The sequence below is a fragment of the Thermophagus sp. OGC60D27 genome, from assembly GCF_052400625.1.
GTDB lineage: Bacteria > Bacteroidota > Bacteroidia > Bacteroidales > Marinilabiliaceae > Thermophagus.
In genome coordinates, this window is sequence record NZ_JBQTGH010000002.1 from 398,725 (window position 1) to 417,429 (window position 18,705).

Consider the following 18,705-nt stretch of genomic DNA (forward strand, 5'->3'; position numbering starts at 1 on the left):
CTTGCCATACCAAACATCAAAAACAGATTATTATGCATACAATTAAGATAAATACCTTTAGGGAATGGAGCATCTTTCAACTTCCTGTCTCCCTGGTGGCACTCTTTTTAGGATGTTTTGTCCTGAGCTGCTCCGACGATTTTGATAAGGTAGATATTACCACTGGGGAAACCGTATCTCTGGATGCGTCGAAAAGTGAAATTGATCTGACCCAAAAACAAGCCGATTCCGAAGCGCTCAGTTTTGTCTGGACGACAGGGACCAATATGGGAACCGGTAGTTCTATCAGTTACAACCTCGAGATTGATAGGGAAGGTAATAATTTCGATTCTGCCATGAATTATAATATGGGAAAGGCCGTTTATATAAAAAGCTTTTCTCATCAGGAACTTAACGCTTTGTTGTTGGAGCATCTTGGAGTGACTGGTGGTGAACAAGTTGTCCTGGATGTCCGAATCACGGCCAATGTAACAGATGAAAATGTTGATGCGCAAACGGATGTTATACAAGTTAAGGTTACTCCCTACGAGCCGGTATCGGAAACCCTCTACATGATTGGAGATGCAACCCCCAACGGTTGGAGTGCCGATAATGCGACGATGCTTACCCCCGATATTTCTGATCCGACGACCTTTACTTATAAAGGGGCCTTGTCTGAAGGGGAGTTAAAATTTATCACTGATATTGGACAGTTCTTACCCTCCTACAATAAAGGCGCTGACGACAATACTTTGGTTTTCCGTACCGATGATGCGCAGCCCGACGATAAATTCAAGATTGAGGAAGCGGGGATTTATGCCATTAAACTTAATTTGGTGGACTTAACCATCTCATTTGAAAAACAGAATGGCCCCGCCTACGAGGTGCTTTATTTGTTTGGGGATGCCACTCCAAATGGTTGGGATATTGCCAATGCCGTCGAAATGACACAAGATCCGGATAACTTATTTTTATTTACCTGGGAAGGCTTCCTTAACCCCGGTGAATTTAAGATCCCGGTTAACAGAAATACCGATTTTGGACAGGACATGTTCATGCCTGATCCGGAGGATCCTTCTCAAGTCTATTTGCATAACGGAGGAGATGAAGATGATAATAAATGGCAAATTGAAAACGGTAACTATTACTATATATCTCTTGATATTTCTCGAATGACAATTTCTATTGAACCTTTCGAACTTTATATGGTGGGGTCTGCCACACCTGTTGGCTGGGATATCGGAAATGCCATTCAGCTTAACCAAGACCCCGAAAACTGGTATATTTTTTCCTATCAAGGTGCTTTAAATGCCGGGGAGTTCAAATTCCCCGTAAACCGTAACAGTGACTGGGGACAAGATATGTACATGCCCGACCCGGATGATCACACAAAAATGTATCGTCATATCGGTGGCGATCCCGATGATAATAAATGGGTCATCCCCGAAGGTGAAGATGGTGATTATCTGGTTACTCTGAATATGCAGGATTTGTCCATTAATATTCAAAAACTTTAGACCGTTCTTTTCATTGGATATTCATTTCCGGACCATCCATAAAACGATGGCCCGGAACTTTCCTTTAATACCCATATTAAACCATTTAAGCTGATTGAATGAACCGGATAAACCATACTGCACTTGTTCTGCTCTTTTTGTTCTTTTACGGATGTGGAGACGATAACGGAGATCTTTCTGGCAACTCGGATTATGATAACGCTGCCGATTCGAATGGGGCCGTTTCCATTTCTACCAATAAAGCACGTTACCTGCCCGGGGAAGTCGTGGAATTCCATGCCAATAGGAATTTGAACGGCCAGGTGTGGGTGCGATATCGTCATTTGAACGAAACCATCGACGAAAAACCTTTTGAGGAGAAAAGTTGGTCCTGGACTTTGCCCAACCAAGACTTCAAAGGTTATTTGGTGGATGTTTACGAAAGAATTGATGACCGGGAAGTCGTTTATGGCAGCGTGGCTGTTGATGCTTCATCCAACTGGACCGTTTTCCCGCGGTACGGATTTTTGTCGGATTTTTCATCGGAGGTTACGTCCGATCAAATGGAACAGCGATTGGCATTCCTAAATCAATGTCATATCAACGCGATCCAATATTACGACTGGCTCTATAAACACCATAGCCCTTTAAAAATGAAGGGGATTGGCCGGCTGATTCATGGTCCGATATTGCCCAAAGGGAGGTCGCATTTAATACGGTGAAGACTTATATCCAAAATGCCAAAGAGATGAATATCGCTTCCATGCAATATAATCTGCTGTATGGTGCCTGGGAAAACTTCCAAAACGACGGTGTCTCTACCCAATGGATGATTTTTAACGACCCTAATCATCAATATATAAATAAGCACGACCTCGATGATAACTGGGCTTTGAGCGATATCTATCTGGCCAACCCCGACAACATCAATTGGCAGAAGTATATTTTTGATAAAACTGCCCTGATCTACGAATTCCTCGATTTTGATGGCTGGCACATTGACCAGTTGGGAGAACGGGGTAACATTTATGATTTCTTTGGTGCGGAGGTAGTCCTCACAGAAGGGTTTCACTCGTTTCTGAACAATTTGAAAGAAAGGTTCCCAAACAAAAAAATGGTGCTTAATGCCGTCGATCAATACGGACAGGAGGAGATTTTAAACGCTCCGACCGACTTTGCCTATTCCGAAGTTTGGTCTTTTAAAAGCTTTGATGCCCTCGCTCAGGTCATTCGTAACAACTATGACATGGGGGGAGATACAAAAAAAACCGTCCTCGCGGCTTATATGAATTATGGCTTGTCCAATTCCTCAGGCTATTTTAATACCCCGGCCGTATTGCTTACCGATGCTGTCATCTTTGCATTCGGAGGGGCACATCTGGAATTGGGTGAACACATGTTGGCCAACGAATACTTCCCAAACAACAATCTGCTGATGCGTTCCGACCTGAAAGATGCCATCGTCAATTATTATGACTTCCTTGTGGCGTATCAAAACCTATTGCGAGACGGAGGTGAATTTTTTAAACCCGTCATCTCTTCGCTCGACGGTCAGATAAGTATTCAAAACTGGCCGCCTCAAGTCGGGGCCATTGCAGTCGTCGCAAAAACAGTGGATCAAAAACAGGTGCTGCACCTCATAAATTTTAATAATGCGTCATCTCTCCTGTGGCGAGATGACAGCGGATCACAGCCCTATCCTGATCAAATCCGGAACTTAAAAGTTCAGATCCTTACCGACAAGGTGGTCAATAAGGTTTGGTTTGCATCTCCCGATAGTAAGGATGGGGTGGCTCAATCGCTGGATTTTACCTTGATAGGAAACAAATTAACGCTTGAAATCCCCGATATGCACTATTGGGGTATGATCGTCATGGAATAATAAGTTGCTTACGTAAGTTTAATTTAGAAGAAGAATGTCTCACCTCTGGGTGATGGCCATATAAAGCCGTAAAATTCTGATTCTTTTGTGTTGAGTTTTTTTTTCGCTCTGAAGATTTTTGGCGCGATAAAACCTGCGTCTTTTTTTTAAACTAATTGTCACTATGAAGAGAATAGTCGTTTTTGCCGCACTCTTAATGGGAACTCTGCTTTTCCCCTTTTCCCATGCTTTCGGGAACTCTCTTGGGAAAATTGTAGCGTATGAAGTGGAAAACAATAAGGTGAAATTTTCATTGTCTGATGGTTCCGGAATGATCGTGGAACTTTTCAGCCAGGACATCGTCAAAATTTGGATCGATCCCGATGGTTCTTTTGTGCGAAACAATCCTTCTTATGCAGTTATTAATAATACACCCCTGTTGAGGCCCAATGTGTCAGAAACACCTCAGGGGTATGAAATCTATACCGCTGCCTTAATTATACGGATCAGTAAATCTCCGTTTCGGATTCGGTTTTTCGACAAGTATCAAAAATTGTTGTTGGACGATTACCAAAATAAAGGCTTTGAAATATCGGAAAATGGAATGTCCGTTTCCAAAACCCTTAGACCTGATGAAAACATTTATGGACTTGGTGAAAAAGCTGGTCCCCTCAATCGAAGAGGGCGATATTATAAAATGTGGAACAGCGATAAACCTTGCTATGGCATCTATGAAGATCCGCTTTATAAAAGTATCCCCTTTTTCATGAGTAATTATGGGTACGGGATTTTTGTCGATAACACCTTTAAAACAACCTTTGATTTTGGATCGGAAAATGAAAACTATTTTACTTTTAATGCTCCTGGTGGTGAAATGGTTTACTATTTCATTTTCGGTCCCACCTTTAAGGAAATCATTTCCCGGTATATTGAACTGACAGGAAAGCCTATTTTACCACCCAAATGGGCCTTTGGCTTTTCTCAAAGCAGGGGAATGCTTACCAATGAAAAACTGACCCGAGACATCGCTGAAGGATTCCGCAAAAGAAATATCCCATGCGATATGATTTATCAGGATATCGGATGGACTCGATATCTTCAGGATTTTGTCTGGAATACCAACAATTACCAAAACCCCGTAAAGATGTTGGATGACTTGGAAAAACAAGGTTTTAAAGTGATTGTTTCGCAGGATCCTGTCGTCGCACAAAACAATGTTGTACAATGGAATCAAGCCGATTCAGCCGGATTCTTTGTCAAGGATATAAGAACAGGAAAATCATACGATATGCCTTGGCCTTGGGGTGGTAACTGTGGAGTCGTGGATTTCACCAATCCAAAAGTCGGCGACTGGTGGGGCGATTATCAGCAAATGGTCATCGACCAGGGCGTTAAGGGTTTCTGGACCGACATGGGTGAACCCGCATGGAGCAATGAAGAAAATACCGACCGGCTGTTTATGAAACACCATGACGGAATGCATGAGGAAATTCACAACGTTTACGGGCTTACTTGGAACAAGGTCGTCACTGAACAGTTTGAAAAACACAACCCGAATATCCGCATTTTCCAGATGACTCGTTCCTCCTTCGCAGGAATGCAGAGATATACTTTTGGTTGGTCCGGGGATGCCGGTAACGGCTACAATGTCAATGAGGGGTGGAAACAGCTGGCCAATCAGATCCCTGTGGGCCTTTCTGCCGGAATGGGGGGAATTCCCTTCTGGAGTTGCGATATCTCAGGGTATTGCGGCGATATCAATGATTACGAGGCCTTTGCTGAACTCTATGCACGTTGGATGCAGTTCGGCGTTTTTAATCCTTTGAGTCGGGCACATCATGAAGGCAATAACGCCGTTGAACCATGGTTGTTTGGTCAACGAGTAGAAGCCGTTTGTAAAGATGCCATAGAACTGAAATATGCGTTATTCCCCTATATCTATTCCTATGCACGTGAAGCTCACGATACAGGCTTGCCGCTGATGAGGGCCATGTTTCTGGAATATCCCGACGACCCTGAAACACAAAACCTCCAAACTCAGTTCATGTTTGGAAAGGAACTGCTTGTGGCCCCCGTCCTGGAAGAAGCCGCTTCCGTAAAACGCGTCTATCTGCCCCAAGGGAAATGGTTCGATTATCATGATCCACGCATTAGTTATGATGGAGAACAATGGATCGACTTCCCTGTAACCCTCGAGTCAATCCCTTTATTTGTTAGACAAGGCGCGGTGATCCCTACCATGCCGGTAATGCAATACATTCATGAAGATCCGCATTATCCATTAATTTATAATGTGTTTCCGGCAACCGTCAATCGTTCCGCCTCTTTCGATGTCTATGAAGACGATGGGGAAACCAATAATTACAAACAAAATCTATTTTTGTATCGCACTTTGAAGTGCAAAACCTTACCAAACCAATACGAGATCGCATTTAAGGTCAACGCCAATAATGGATATAATTTAACCGATAGAAAATCCATTATTCGTTTGCATACCGATAAAAAGCCGACACGTGTGACCAATGGCAAGGGCAATAAACTCAAGAGGGGAAAACGATTCATCCAAAATGAACGTCTTGCCTGGTTCTACGATAATGATATGAAAGTCTGTGTGATACATATTCCCAAAGGTGAGGATATTAAACATCTGGTGGTGACGTTTTAAATTTGATTGGTGCAGGTTAACTTTTGATTGTTTATAGATGCATTTTGATAACAACTTTATAAATACCCATTAAAAATCATGAAACCATTCCGAAATATTTTTTTCTTCCCGCTGATGGTGATGTCACTTTTGGCGTGTAGTGATTTGGATCAACCGTTATATGAATCGGATGCTTTTACCATCTACCCCAATAGGGTGGAACAAGCCGAATTTAAAGCCGTTGCATTAAGTGACCAACAGCTGGCCAGTGATTATCAAAGTCCCGAAAGTCGCTTTTTTTCCCCTCTTATTCAATTTAAATTCAGTATTAATGGACGGGATAATGAAATGCCTTTCAATATCAATCACAGCGTCAATATTTTTCCGCAAGAGGGTGACTCCCTGATCGTGGTCAATACAACCTTTGGAGTACAGGCCAATTTAAGAAGTAATCTTCCCCACAATAAAAGCCTGCCTAAAAATACAAAAGTGCTTTTCAGACTGGATTTCAGTCCGGTACTAATGGCCTTCAAAGATAAAGGGTTTTATGTCGATACATGGGGGAATAAAATCTATAAAGATGATTTCAAAGGTGTTTATATTGCCGGTAGTGCCTATCCGCTTAGCTGGGATTTCGAAAATCTGGCCAATAACCCCAATGCCCAAATGACCGATGACAATGACGACGGAATCTATGAAATCTTGCTCAATTTCAATGAGTACGATCCTTCTGCTCAGCTCTCTTCACAATGGACATTGACCAATAACATTTCTAAATACCCTCGATTCTCCGGCGATAAACCCCTCCTCAATGCCATTTACAACATGTCTCTCGACGAAATGGTGATGCTTCAGGAAGAGGATGGAACCTTTAGAACCGGTAAAGAGTGGGCTGGCGTATGGACGCGCGATATCAGTTACAGTGTCTTTTTGTCTCTGGCATTGCTCGAACCTCAGATCTGTATGAATTCGCTGATGCGTAAAGTAAAAAATAACCGCATCATCCAGGATACCGGGACCGGTGGCGCATGGCCCGTCTCTTCCGATCGGGTGGTCTGGGCACTGGCAGCTTGGGAAGTGTATCAATATACCGGCGACAGAAAATGGCTGGCCAATGCCTATGAAATTATCAGCAACTCCATAACAGATGATGAAAAGACCGTTTTCAACCCTCAATATGGACTCTTCTCGGGTGAGTCCTCATTCCTCGACTGGCGAAAACAGACCTATCCCTTATGGATGGAACCAACCGATATTTTTTCCTCCTTCAATCTCGGCACCAACGTGGTGTTCTACCAAACCTTAAACATCCTGGATAAAATGGCCGGAGAACTCCACTTAAAAGAAACCAATTGGAAGGAGAAGGCACAAAATCTTAAAACAAAAATCAACGACCTTTTATGGATCCCTCAGAATGGATATTATGGTCAGTATCTGTATGGCGATCGCTTTTTGTCACTGTCCTCTAAATCTGAAACGCTGGGGGAAGCCTTGAGCATCCTTTTCGAGGTGGCCGATGATGAAAATCAGGCCCAAATATTGGCGAATGTCCCCAATCTTCCATTTGGTACCCCTTGTATTTACCCTCAAATACCTAATATCCCGCCTTATCACAATAACGGAATATGGCCTTTTGTGCAGACTTACTGGACTTTGGCTGCGGCCAAAGGAGGAAATACCGATCTCGTGCAATTCGGGTATGCCTCCATTTTAAGGCAAGCAGCGTTGTTTCTTACCAACAAGGAGAATTTTGTGGCCCAAAACGGCGATTTTGCAGGTACCGAAATCAATTCCGATCGTCAATTGTGGAGCGTGGCCGGGCAATTGGCCATGAATTTCAGGGTTTTGTTCGGAATACAATTGCAAACCAATGGGCTGGCTTTCCATCCTGTAATTCCTGAAAGTTTTGACGGTAAATATCACCTGAAAGGATTCAAATACCGGGATGCCATCCTTAATATTTCGGTTGAAGGATTTGGAAATGGAGTAAAAGAATGCTATCTCGATGGACAGCGGTTGAACCAATCTTTCATTTCAGCCCATCTAAAAGGGGAACATGACATTCGAATGGTTATGAATCGTCGTGTGAGCGATATGCCGTTTAATCGGGCAAAATTCATGGTTAGCCCCGAAACGCCGGTTGTGGCCGTTGGAGGTGATGCCCTTAGGTGGAAAAGGGTGAATGGGGCCGTACGATATAATGTTGTTCGCAACGGAAAATTATTGGCAGAAACTAACGATACTCTTTTCTTATTGGACAAAAAGAATCCCCAGGGCGAATATCAGGTTATGGCCATCGATCAGGAGCAGAACCGGTCCTTTTTAAGTGAACCTCTCGTGGTGGATGGATACCATAAAATCATCCTGGAAGCTGAAAACTTTAATCTGAAAAAAGAGAATAAACACCCCGGATATAGCGGGTCAGGATATGTTGACTTTCATAAATCAGTGAATTTACCATTGACTGCCACAGTCTTTATTCCCGAGTCAGGTCGATGGTTGCTCTCGTTCAGATATGCCAATGGCAGTGGCCCTGTCAATACCGATAATAAGTGCGCCATTCGATCCCTGTCGGTCAATGGTGATTTTGTTGCATCCATCGTTTTCCCTCAAAGAGGAACCAATGAATGGGCCAACTGGGGGGTGACCAATAACCTCCCCCTGATGTTGGAGAAAGGGGCCTGTCAATTGAATATTGATTTTAATCCCTTTAATGAAAATATGAACGGGGAGGTTAACCGCTTCCTGATGGACCAAATTATTTTGGAAAAATGGTAGTTGGTGTTATGCTTGGAATACCATCTGACTAATTAATTCTTTCAAGCTTAATATCGTCCGAAATCACTTGTGTATAATATCTTCATTGGGAAAACCGGATTTGCATGGTATATCTGCGATCTTTTGGTTTTCCCAATTCCAAACATCTATTATCCCCCAATTTTTTGGTCTCTTTAATGCCTGACCTAATATTTCCTCCAAATTGCCTCCTCCAACAGTGAAAATCCGCTTTGAATTAGGCACAACAACACGAGAACTCCGGAAAAGCAACGCCCCAGTAAATGGAAGCAATGCCTGTGCAACCCGAAGCAACGTCCCCGTAAATAAAAGCAATGCCTGTGCATTCCGAAGCAACGTTCCTGTAACTCGAAGCAATATCTGTGCAACCCGAAGCAACGCCCCAGTAAATGGAAGCAATGCCTGTGCAGCCCGAAGCAACGCCCCAGTAAATGGAAGCAATGCCTGTGCATTCCGAAGCAACGCTCCTGTAACTCGAAGCAGTCCCATTGCAACTCGAAGCAATGCCTCTGTAAATGGAAGCAGTCCCTAAGCAATTCGAAGCAACGCTTGGGAAACCCGAAGCAAACCATGAGAAACGTGAAGCAACGTTCGGGAAACGAGAAGCAACGTTCGGGAAACATGAAGCAACGCATGGGAAACATGAAGCAACGCTCGGGAAACCCGAAGCAAACCATGAGAAATGTGAAGCAATTCTCGGAAAACGTGAAGCAAACCTTGGGAAACATGAAGCAAGGGAGTGTTCAGGGAGTGTTCATCAAACTGTGTCCTGATTAATTTCTCCCCATAGAAGGATATACCAAAGCAACCCGCCATCATTGCTCAAAATCGGGAAAAACGATTGATGACTCAACCATTGAACGGAAAGAAAGCCTGTCGTTCAATGCGCCTGACCGGGATAAAAAGTTAATAAAAACCGATTTCCTTTCAAATTGAACGTTACCTCTGGTAATGACCAGCATGTAACGCCACGGGTGGATTTCACCGGCTTTAGAGATCTCTATTCGGCCTTTTTTTTACTTTTGGAATATTTTCTTGGGGTAAAAAGATAAAAAAGAGTCGCCTCTCCATACCGAATTGCGCTTATTGCTTTATCCGGAATGTATGGAGTGCTGAGTGTTCTTTTCATTGGTGATCGGGAAAGCCGCTGGATTTTGCCGGATACGCCTAATATAATGATGTATGAATCTTGTGACATTTTTCCACTAATTTAAATTTCTATAATATGAAACAATTATTTTTTCTATTGGCATCCATCTTAATGCTGACCGGCTGCGTTTCATCCGGGCGTAAATCAGACAATAAAAATGTTGAAAACAGGGACGCCGTCGACAAATCATCTAGCGTCAATGTAGCAATGGCGGTGAATGTGGATCAATTGATGGATAAAGCGACTGACAACGTCGACAAAGAAGTAACGGTTAAAGGTGTGGTGACTCATGTTTGTAAACATTCCGGTAAACGTTGTTTCCTGAAAGATGAAAGCGGAAAAACCTCTATTCGCGTGGAAGCTAAAGGTGAAATAGGAGGTTTTAATTCTGAGCTTAATGGCACCCGGATGGTGGTGAAAGGCTTCGTGCGAGAAAAACGTCTTTCCGAAGAATACATTAATCAGTGGGAACAAAAAACCATTGAGCAAAAAGAAAAGGCCGAAATCGATGAAAATCAGTGTAGTGCCGAGTTGGCCAACATTGAGGAAATGCGTGACTGGATGAAAGCCAACAACAAAAATTTCTATTCAATTTTTTATTTGGATGGGATAAATTACGAGGTGATAGATTAAATAATATGTTGGCAAAAAATAAAATTCGTTTATGGCTGCGTCGCATTCACCGCGACGCAGGCTATTTCGTGGTAGGAATTACTTTGGTTTATGCCCTTTCGGGTATTTTTCTTCATCACAAGATGGGGGTCAAAACCATAAAGGAGTCGCTTCAATTGTCATCCGGTTTATCCGCCGATCGACTTAAAACTGAATGGACATCCATTGCCGACGGTAAAGAGATTACCTATCTGGAAGAACGTCCCGATCAAGTGGTTTTTTACTTCCCCGGAGGAATGGGTGAGTACAATCAAAACACAGGGATCACCAATTTTGAAACCTATAAAGATCGGCCACTGGTGATTTTCATGAGCCGACTACACGAAAACCAGATTAAAGGATGGGGATTCATCGCCGACATCTATGCCGTGATTTTAATATTCCTGGCAATCTCGGGACTTTTTATGGTGCCCGGGAAAAATGGCTTCTTCCGGCGGGGCGTTTGGTGGTTCCTGGCCGGGGTCATCCTGGTGGTGATGTTCGGGTTTTTGTAATCTGTTTTTTATAGTAAGGGATGTTGCAGAAAAGGAGAACTTTCTTTTTCCAACATCCCTGTTTTTTGTTGGTCTACCTCCTCTCTTTTATATCATCATCCCGTTTTTTGATCATGTTATCGAGTCGTAATTTTTTATCGGGGCAGATATTTTTTCGCCCATAGAAGAAAAGTTGTCTGCAAAAATTTTTTTTACGGTGTTTTCGTGAAGCTTATATTTAGGAATATAAAGGAGAAAGTACTAAATTGTTAAGCGTTATTACCCGAACACTATATTTCGACAAAATAAGGTGCTGATCCGCTCAAAAACACGCATGCGGAGTTTGTGACGTCAGTTTCACGCGTGGGCTTTGATAACCCGGCACCATCGTATTTGTGGGAAATTGTTCTGTGCCAATCAGCAAATCCTGAAATTGAAACAACAGATGACCGTATTATTCAACTCATATGATGCAAAATACCGGAATATCGGATAAACGAAGATGGTTTGAAATCAATGCTGTCATACTTACCGGAGTATTGAAATACATTCTGGTTGACTGGCTGGAATTCCGACTCTTCTATATTAGCAGTGCTGTTTTATTTTGGGTTTGGTATATTTTGTCAAGTTACCAAGCCAATCGGCAAATTTTAATAAACTGGGGTTTTAGAAGAGAAGGTTTTTTTGAAACGTTTAAATATTGTTTCCCTTTTACACTTTTTGCTTTCCTTGTTATTGGATTTTATGAGGTGAGGTATGGAGAAGATGGATTTTTAAGGTGGAGCCTCCTGCCCGTATTGGTGCTCTATCCCATTTGGGGACTTATTCAGCAATTTTTGATGATTGGGATTATTGCCGGAAACCTACGAGACATTAAATCCTTAAAGTTCAGAGAAAACCAGAGTATAATAATTGTGTCCATATTGTTTTCTTTTGCCCACTTCCCCGATCTACTCCTGATGGGCTTTACTCTGGTGATGGAGCTGTTTTTTATTTCCGCCTATTTCCAGTGGAAGAATCTATGGTCCTTAGGAATCCTGCACGGATGGCTGGGTGGTCTGTTCCTGTATCTGGTGTCGCACAGGGATTTGTGGCTTGAATTGTGGGTGGTCTTTTAGATGTGGAAAAAACGTCTCAAATCGGTAACCTTCTTCAGCCTGTAATGAATATATAGCAGAAGGAGCGCAATAAATACGGCCGCGGCAATAACGATGAGGCTCCATCCCAAAAGAAATGGGTCCTTGTGATAAAAAGAAATAATCCCGTCCACGAAAAGACAGAAAACACCTGAACCCAGTATGGCATAAGCAATTATGTTTAGCCCCTTTTGTGGGGTTTTAGCAATTATTTTGCAAATGGAAAATATCAATACATAAGAGGACAGAAGTAAGGGAATGCCCAGGCTTAGACCCCAGCCCGTGGAACCGGTAAAACTGTCCAATATTAATAAAAGCCCCGAAAGAGACAGAAAACTTAATAGCATCCATAGCTGAGCACGGCCTGATATAAGTGATGTTATTATGATATTAAACAACAGGATCGGTGCTATCGCTAACGGATATTGGGACCAGCTGATCGTATTGTTCATGATCAAGTCAATGATCATCGTGATGAGCATGCCTGAGAATAGAATTATGGCTGTTATTTTGTTAAATATCTTTCTCTTTTGTGAAACGGATAATTTTTGATAGTCGGACATTAATTTCTCTTCACTGCTCTTTTTCCGCGACTGCAAGGCCACTTGGTTTTCCTGCTCCTTGGCATTGAATGGTTCACCGCATAAGGAACAATAGTTGGCATTCTCTTCCAACTCTACACCGCAATATGAACATCTTTTCATCCCTATAAATTATAGTTAAGTTATTGGTTCGATGGAACTCGCATGACTCCGGGGTTTTTCCATCTTCTTGGGTGACAACCCTACATTGTCAGGCTCGTTTCATTTTTTGCTGTCTGAGTAAATCGTTTCTATGGAAATATTTTGTGATTTTAAAAAGTTCAGGAAATTTTGTTCAAATTCCCAAGAGGTGGTGATGTTACCAAAGCTAAGAGTCAGTTTATCCTTAAAACCGATGGCGGCACAACTAATTTTTAACAATTTGTTGGGAGGCGGCGCTGTCAATATAAAGTAATCAACCATATTGCCGGTTTCTGGGGGTAAATCTACTTTCCCCAAATTGGTTACAACCCCGCTATATTGGCTGGTACCCAGTGAATTGAATTTTAATTTAAGGATCAGGCTCTTGATAAACAAGGGAATGCTCCTTACATAAATGCTTTTTTCACTGCCCACGTTGCGCGAAATGTTTTTGTTGAGTAGTTTCTCGTCTGTTTCCAGTTGCATTTGATGATATACCGTTTTAAGGATCTCTTCAAATGTGTAATGTCCCAGCCGAAGATCTATCTCCGGCATCACAAACAATGAAAAATTGCGCATCGTACCTGAGGGAAGAATGTTCCTTAAATTGATGGGGACCTGTACGCGAAGAATTTTATGGCGGGACAGTCGCTTTAAGGGATTTAGCTTTTCAAAAATTTCCTGAAGAATATATAAATACACAGCTACCAGATATACTGTGATACTTACTCCCTTTTCTTTGGAGATTCGTTTAATGTCTTCCATCGATACCACCACATTCATTCGTTGAAAGCGCGGTGAAGGCCTAACCGAAAAAGGAACATGAAAAGCTTTCGATCGCTTCACGATTGGGGGTATCTCTTCCTTAAAGTATCGTTTATAGGAATCTTCATATTCCTCTTCCGGGATCTCTTCTCCCGGAGATTTAAATGGATAGTCTTTGGGGATGGTGGCACCACACTCCTGAGAGTAGAGCGTAAGTACCGTTTTGAAAAATTCATACGCACCTGCTCCGTCGGTCAATGCATGGAAAACTTCAAGGCTCACTGAGTTGTGCCAAACCAAAAATCTCAACAATAATTCCCCTCCCGAAAATTTCCTGCTGCATTCCCCATCATCCACTTCGATGGGAATATGTTGAGGTAGATGTTCCAGATAATACCAGAAAAAGCCCCTGCGCAGTTGGACCAAAAAATAGGGATAGCGTTTTTCAGCCTGTAATACTGCCCGCCGGAAGGGCTCCATTTTTAGCGGTTCCTTAAGGATTACGGTGAGACGGATGACTGCTGTTACTTCCTTAGTCGCAATGGCCGGGAATATCTTTGCAGCATTGTCCAGAGGTAACCAGAATTTATTTTTTGGATTAATATTTTGTTGGCTTTTGTTGACCATAAAAGGTATTTTTATGGGCTGAATAGTAATTATCTTGCAATAATCACAAATTTATTAATATTTCCGGAACAGGGGATGTCAATGACAGATTTTGTTCCCTCCGCTTGTGGATGAAGCATTGATTCGTGTGTAGATCTGGAACATGATAAGGTTTAAATAATTTAAATAGAATTGTTTATGAAAAAGTTAAGAATAGGCATTTTGGGAACTTCAAACCATTTCCTGAAACGGATTGTACTGCCATTGATGGAGACTCAATTTTGTGAGGCCTACGCCATTGGATCGCGTAACATTGAAAAATCGGCCGCTATGGCCAAAGAATTTGGAATCCCTTTATGGTATGGTTCGTATGAGGCGGTCTTAAGCGACCCCGAGGTGGATATGGTTTACATTCCCCTACCCAACCATTTGCATCGGGAATGGGTGGAAAAAAGTATTGAAGCAGGAAAGCCGGTGCTTTGTGAAAAGCCTCTTGGCATGAATGCCGATGAGGCTGAAGCCATGATCCAAAAAGCTCAGGATGCCGGGGTCCCGATAATGGAAGGTTTTATGTATCGATTCCATCCCATGTGGGAAAGAGTATGGAATATTGTGCGAACCAATCAGATTGGAGCAATCCAGTATGTCCATACTTCTTTTTCCTACAATAATCCTTCTGCATCAAATATTAGAAACAAGCCTGAATGTGGAGGGGGAGCTTTAATGGATATAGGATGCTATGCCATATCTGTGGCCCGATTTATTTTTGGTAGGGAACCCCAACGCTTAATGGCATTGCAGACCGCTCATCCCGACTTCGGAACCGATATGCATTCGTCAGCCATCATGGATTTTGGAGGTCCTCGGGCCACCTTTACCGTTTCTACCACGTCCCAGCCGTTCCAGAAGGTGGATATTGTGGGTACAGCAGGCAGTATCACCGTTCATATCCCTTTTAATACCTTTGTGGATGTGCCCGCCAAATTCACGGTTGTGGATGGAGTTGGATCCAGAGAGGTGGAATTTCCCGCTTCAAATGCCTATGGGATCATGTTTGATGCTTTTGCAAAAGCGGTGATGGAAGGTTCTTCTTTACCCCTTCCCGCCATTGACGCTATTAATAACATGAAAGTGATCGATGCCGTGCGACACTCGGCAGAAAAAGGGGAATGGGTAATTCTTTAATGGAGTCCCTATCCATCCCCTTCGGGGCTTGGAGGGAAAGGTCCTTCCTTGCAAAAGCCTTCGACCTTTCTTCAGACTTTCGCTCCTTGGGGGCTAAGAATGATTGATTAGCAGGATTGGTCACCCGCCCCAAAGGGGCGTTATGGAGAATCCTTACCTCCTACCTCATAAAAAAAGAGAGACCCCCGCGACGAACGCTAAGAGGCCTCTCCCGACTTCAACAAACGGATGGATTTTGAATAATTTAAAAACGATGACTTATGCCAATGCTCAATTCCCTGCCGGGATGATGTATGCTATAAGGTTGATTTTCCGCTTTATACGATTTAAAGAAACTTTCTCTGGTCTGATCCAGAATATTCGATACTTTGAAATCTATTTTGGTCTTTTTATTCTTTCCCAGCTTCTTGTTTAGGGAAAAATTGAGACTATGAAAACGTTCCGTATAAATGTCCGGAAACACGCCACCGCCTACAATGGAAAGGGTCGATCCCTTTACGTTATAAAACAATCCCGTGGCCCAACCTTCCTCATAATTGTTATAACTGAAGCCGGCATTGATCACATAAGGTGATTGCCCTGCCATATCCCTGTTTTGATCAATGGTTTCTCCGTTTTTTTCGAACTTTTTTCTTGACAAATATTCCGAATTGGTCATTTCAATTTGGGAGCGTGTAAGGGTGACGTTTCCGGAAATATTGAAGTTTTTGACAATAGGTGATATGAAATCCAGGTTCTTACTGAATTCTAATTCAAAGCCATAGAGTTGTCCGTCACCCACATTTCTTGGTTGATATTCGGTACTGGTGAAGGATGAGGTTAGCCTTACAAGTTCTATGGGGTCATCAAATTGTTTATAAAAAACACTGGCAGAGATGTTCTGACCTTTTTCCCCAAACACTTCCCATCGAAGGTCAAAGTTATTTATATAAGTTTCGTGCAGTTCTCCGTCCCAGTCGTCCACAGCATACAATCCACCATTGAAAATGGTGTTGCTGATGGGATCAATAATCTGGGCAAAGGATAATTCTTTAAATGATGGTCTGGCCACCGTTTTGGAATATCCTCCTCTGATGTTTTGATGGTCAGTCACCTCATAAATCAAGTTAATGCTGGGAAACAGATTTGACGATTCCAATACTTTTTCGTTGTTCAGAACTCGTGATCCGTTTTGATCTTGGCCGGTGTGTCTCATACCATAATTTTCCATCCGAATCCCGAGAATGGTTTTTAGCTTTTTTATGGGGTAAAATTCATTGGAAATATAAAATGCAGTATTGTTTACGTTGGAGTTATAACTGTTTGAAGGACTTTTTTCCGGCAAAATGTAAGTGTTTCCGTCGCCATAGCCATAGATGTTTCCCGGTAGAAGAACCAAAGAAGCATCCGGTTCGTCGAACGAGAGATTTAGGTCGGTAAACTGATATCCCATTTTGGTGATGTCATAGTCGCGTGATTTATAGTTATGAGCGGCACCCACTTTTATTATGGCCTCATGATTAAAGATGTTGTATTTTTTGGACAGATCGATTTTTGCCGACACATTGAATTCGCTTAGCTCCCTCCAAATTCTTGATGGAAAACCGGCGGCTCCCGCACTAAAAAGATATTCTCCCCCTTCGTGCGTAAAAGCTGTTTTACGTATGTCGGGATCATCTGAAGTGGAAAAAGTTGGGGAAAAGCGCCAGTCAAGTTTCCATTTATTTTTCTCGAACAGATGGTTGCCATGTAACAGAATGTTAGTCAGAGACCGTTGGTTATAATTTAACTGATCGGAAGTGGCATGATAGCCCGATTGGCCAACGGCCGAACTGTTGTTATTGAGAGAAAATTTTCCGGCGCTGCTGATGCTGTTCTGCAGCCGCATGGCGGTTAATTGAATTTTATGGAGTTTGTTTTTGTAGGCGATGCCCCCTAATAATCCGATTAAATGATGTCTTTCTCCCACCGCACCCGACTGGCGGGTAGAATAAATCATCTCAAAATTATCATCGCCGAGCGTTTTTTGATAATCGGCATATAGAACGTCATCGTCATATTTGTATTTCGATTTGTAGGAAAGCGAGAAGATATATCCCAGTCGCGGCGATTTTCCGCCATTCCCCTTCATCTCAATTTGGTTTCCAAAAGAAAGTGAGGCACTGTAATCCATGAGGCTGTTTCGACGGTTGGCAGCAAGAGTCGGCGAAAATTGGTTGACAAATTGATTGACGGTTGTGGCATTTGAGCTTGATGGAACCAGTTGGTTGGTGGGCGGTATGTAGTCGGGCATCGCACGTGTTCCGTCATCAAACCCTAGAAAATCGGTGCTGCCCCCATCGTAGCTTAGATATTTGGAATTGAAATGAACATTGGGGTTATAGGCGGTGCTGACCGATAAGCTGAAGATCTTTTTATCCGGAAAATCTTTGGTCGTAACATTCATCAGTCCCCCCGTGAAATCGGCCGGTAGGTCGGCTGTGAAGTTTTTGCTCACCACCATATTGTCCATGATGCTGGTGGGAAAAATATCCATCTGAAGAGTGTTGCGGTCGGGATCCAGACCGGGGATATCCATGTTGTTGAGGGTGGTTTTGGAATAGCGGTCGCCCAGACCACGAACGTACACATATTTGCCCTCTTCAATGGAAACTCCTGTTACCCTTTTGGCTGCTTCTACCGCTGTTCCGTCACCGATGAGTTCGATTTTGGCCGCCGAGATGCCGTCCAGTATTACCGACGACTTGGCTTTCATGGTGTTCAGGGCCGCCTCTGTATTCCGGATAACCTTGGCGGTTACTACCACGTCCTTTAGTTCCACGGTACTTTGGGATAATGTAAGGTTGTTTAGCAGGGTTATTTCTCCTTGCCTTACAACCACATCTTTGATGATAAGAGGTTGGAAGGAGATGAAGGATAATTGTAATTGATAGGTTCCCGGAGCAATATCCAGTGAAAATTTACCATCCAAATCGGTGGCCGTGCCGGTGAAGGGATCTTTGATTACGACACTCACTCCTACCAACGTTTCGCCCGTGGATCCGTCAAATACTGTTCCTCTGATGGTCCCTTTCTGTTGGGCGTATGAAGTAAAGGTTAGGATCAATAACAGTGCAGCAATAATAAATGGTTTCATCTTGTACATCCGTTTGTTTTGTTGAATTCTATTTTTATTGCAATAAAACAACAGACTTGCATGTCCGAAGGTGGAAGCAAGTCTGTTTGATACCATTTTATTTAA

The 18,705-nt window shown here is 42.7% G+C and carries 12 protein-coding genes and 1 pseudogene; 9 read left to right on the plus strand and 4 right to left on the minus strand.

The window, feature by feature from the left end; translation table 11 throughout:
• Positions 1–32: 32 nt before the first annotated feature.
• From ACT29H_RS03835 to ACT29H_RS03850, 4 genes and pseudogenes are all read left to right on the plus strand, one after another.
• A complete protein-coding gene (locus ACT29H_RS03835; protein ID WP_444820275.1) occupies positions 33–1,496 on the plus strand; it encodes a SusF/SusE family outer membrane protein in 1,464 nt (487 codons plus the stop codon).
• Between the two features lie 98 nt (positions 1,497–1,594).
• A pseudogene (locus ACT29H_RS03840) lies at positions 1,595–3,357 on the plus strand (glycoside hydrolase family 66 protein).
• Positions 3,358–3,520: 163 nt separating this feature from the next.
• Positions 3,521–6,001, plus strand: a complete 2,481-nt coding sequence (locus tag ACT29H_RS03845) for a glycoside hydrolase family 31 protein (protein ID WP_444820276.1) — start codon at positions 3,521–3,523, stop codon at positions 5,999–6,001.
• A 78-nt stretch (positions 6,002–6,079) separates the two neighbouring features.
• Positions 6,080–8,758, plus strand: a complete 2,679-nt coding sequence (locus ACT29H_RS03850; protein ID WP_444820277.1) for an alpha-L-rhamnosidase-related protein — start codon at positions 6,080–6,082, stop codon at positions 8,756–8,758.
• A gap of 63 nt (positions 8,759–8,821) precedes the next feature.
• Here the strand turns inward: ACT29H_RS03850 and ACT29H_RS03855 are convergent, their stop codons facing one another.
• Positions 8,822–9,280, minus strand: a complete 459-nt coding sequence (locus ACT29H_RS03855) for a hypothetical protein (RefSeq protein ID WP_444820278.1) — start codon at positions 9,278–9,280, stop codon at positions 8,822–8,824.
• 11 nt (positions 9,281–9,291) lie between these two features.
• Here ACT29H_RS03855 and ACT29H_RS03860 point away from each other — a divergent pair, with 11 nt between their 5' ends.
• From ACT29H_RS03860 to ACT29H_RS03875, 4 genes are all read left to right on the plus strand, one after another.
• Positions 9,292–9,549 carry a hypothetical protein gene (locus ACT29H_RS03860; protein WP_444820279.1) on the plus strand — a complete coding sequence of 86 codons (258 nt, stop codon included), beginning with the start codon at positions 9,292–9,294 and terminating at the stop codon, positions 9,547–9,549.
• Positions 9,550–10,001: 452 nt separating this feature from the next.
• A complete protein-coding gene (locus ACT29H_RS03865; RefSeq protein ID WP_444820280.1) occupies positions 10,002–10,559 on the plus strand; it encodes an OB-fold nucleic acid binding domain-containing protein in 558 nt (185 codons plus the stop codon).
• A gap of 5 nt (positions 10,560–10,564) precedes the next feature.
• Positions 10,565–11,092, plus strand: a complete 528-nt coding sequence (locus tag ACT29H_RS03870) for a PepSY-associated TM helix domain-containing protein (protein WP_444820281.1) — start codon at positions 10,565–10,567, stop codon at positions 11,090–11,092.
• A gap of 446 nt (positions 11,093–11,538) precedes the next feature.
• Positions 11,539–12,189: a CPBP family glutamic-type intramembrane protease gene (locus ACT29H_RS03875; protein WP_444820282.1), complete on the plus strand. Its 651-nt coding sequence runs from the start codon at positions 11,539–11,541 to the stop codon at positions 12,187–12,189.
• Here the strand turns inward: ACT29H_RS03875 and ACT29H_RS03880 are convergent.
• The gene (locus ACT29H_RS03880) at positions 12,186–12,911 is read right to left on the minus strand and encodes a DUF6320 domain-containing protein (protein ID WP_444820283.1); all 726 of its coding nucleotides are present in this window, start codon (positions 12,909–12,911) and stop codon (positions 12,186–12,188) included. The genes ACT29H_RS03875 and ACT29H_RS03880 overlap by 4 nt on opposite strands.
• A gap of 99 nt (positions 12,912–13,010) precedes the next feature.
• Positions 13,011–14,321, minus strand: a complete 1,311-nt coding sequence (locus ACT29H_RS03885) for a hypothetical protein (protein ID WP_444820284.1) — start codon at positions 14,319–14,321, stop codon at positions 13,011–13,013.
• Positions 14,322–14,498: 177 nt separating this feature from the next.
• On the opposite strand from ACT29H_RS03885, the gene ACT29H_RS03890 reads away from it, so the two are divergent.
• Positions 14,499–15,485: a Gfo/Idh/MocA family protein gene (locus ACT29H_RS03890; protein ID WP_444820285.1), complete on the plus strand. Its 987-nt coding sequence runs from the start codon at positions 14,499–14,501 to the stop codon at positions 15,483–15,485.
• A 244-nt stretch (positions 15,486–15,729) separates the two neighbouring features.
• Here ACT29H_RS03890 and ACT29H_RS03895 read toward each other — a convergent pair whose 3' ends face one another.
• A complete protein-coding gene (locus ACT29H_RS03895; protein ID WP_444820286.1) occupies positions 15,730–18,696 on the minus strand; it encodes a TonB-dependent receptor domain-containing protein in 2,967 nt (988 codons plus the stop codon).
• Positions 18,697–18,705: the final 9 nt, after the last annotated feature.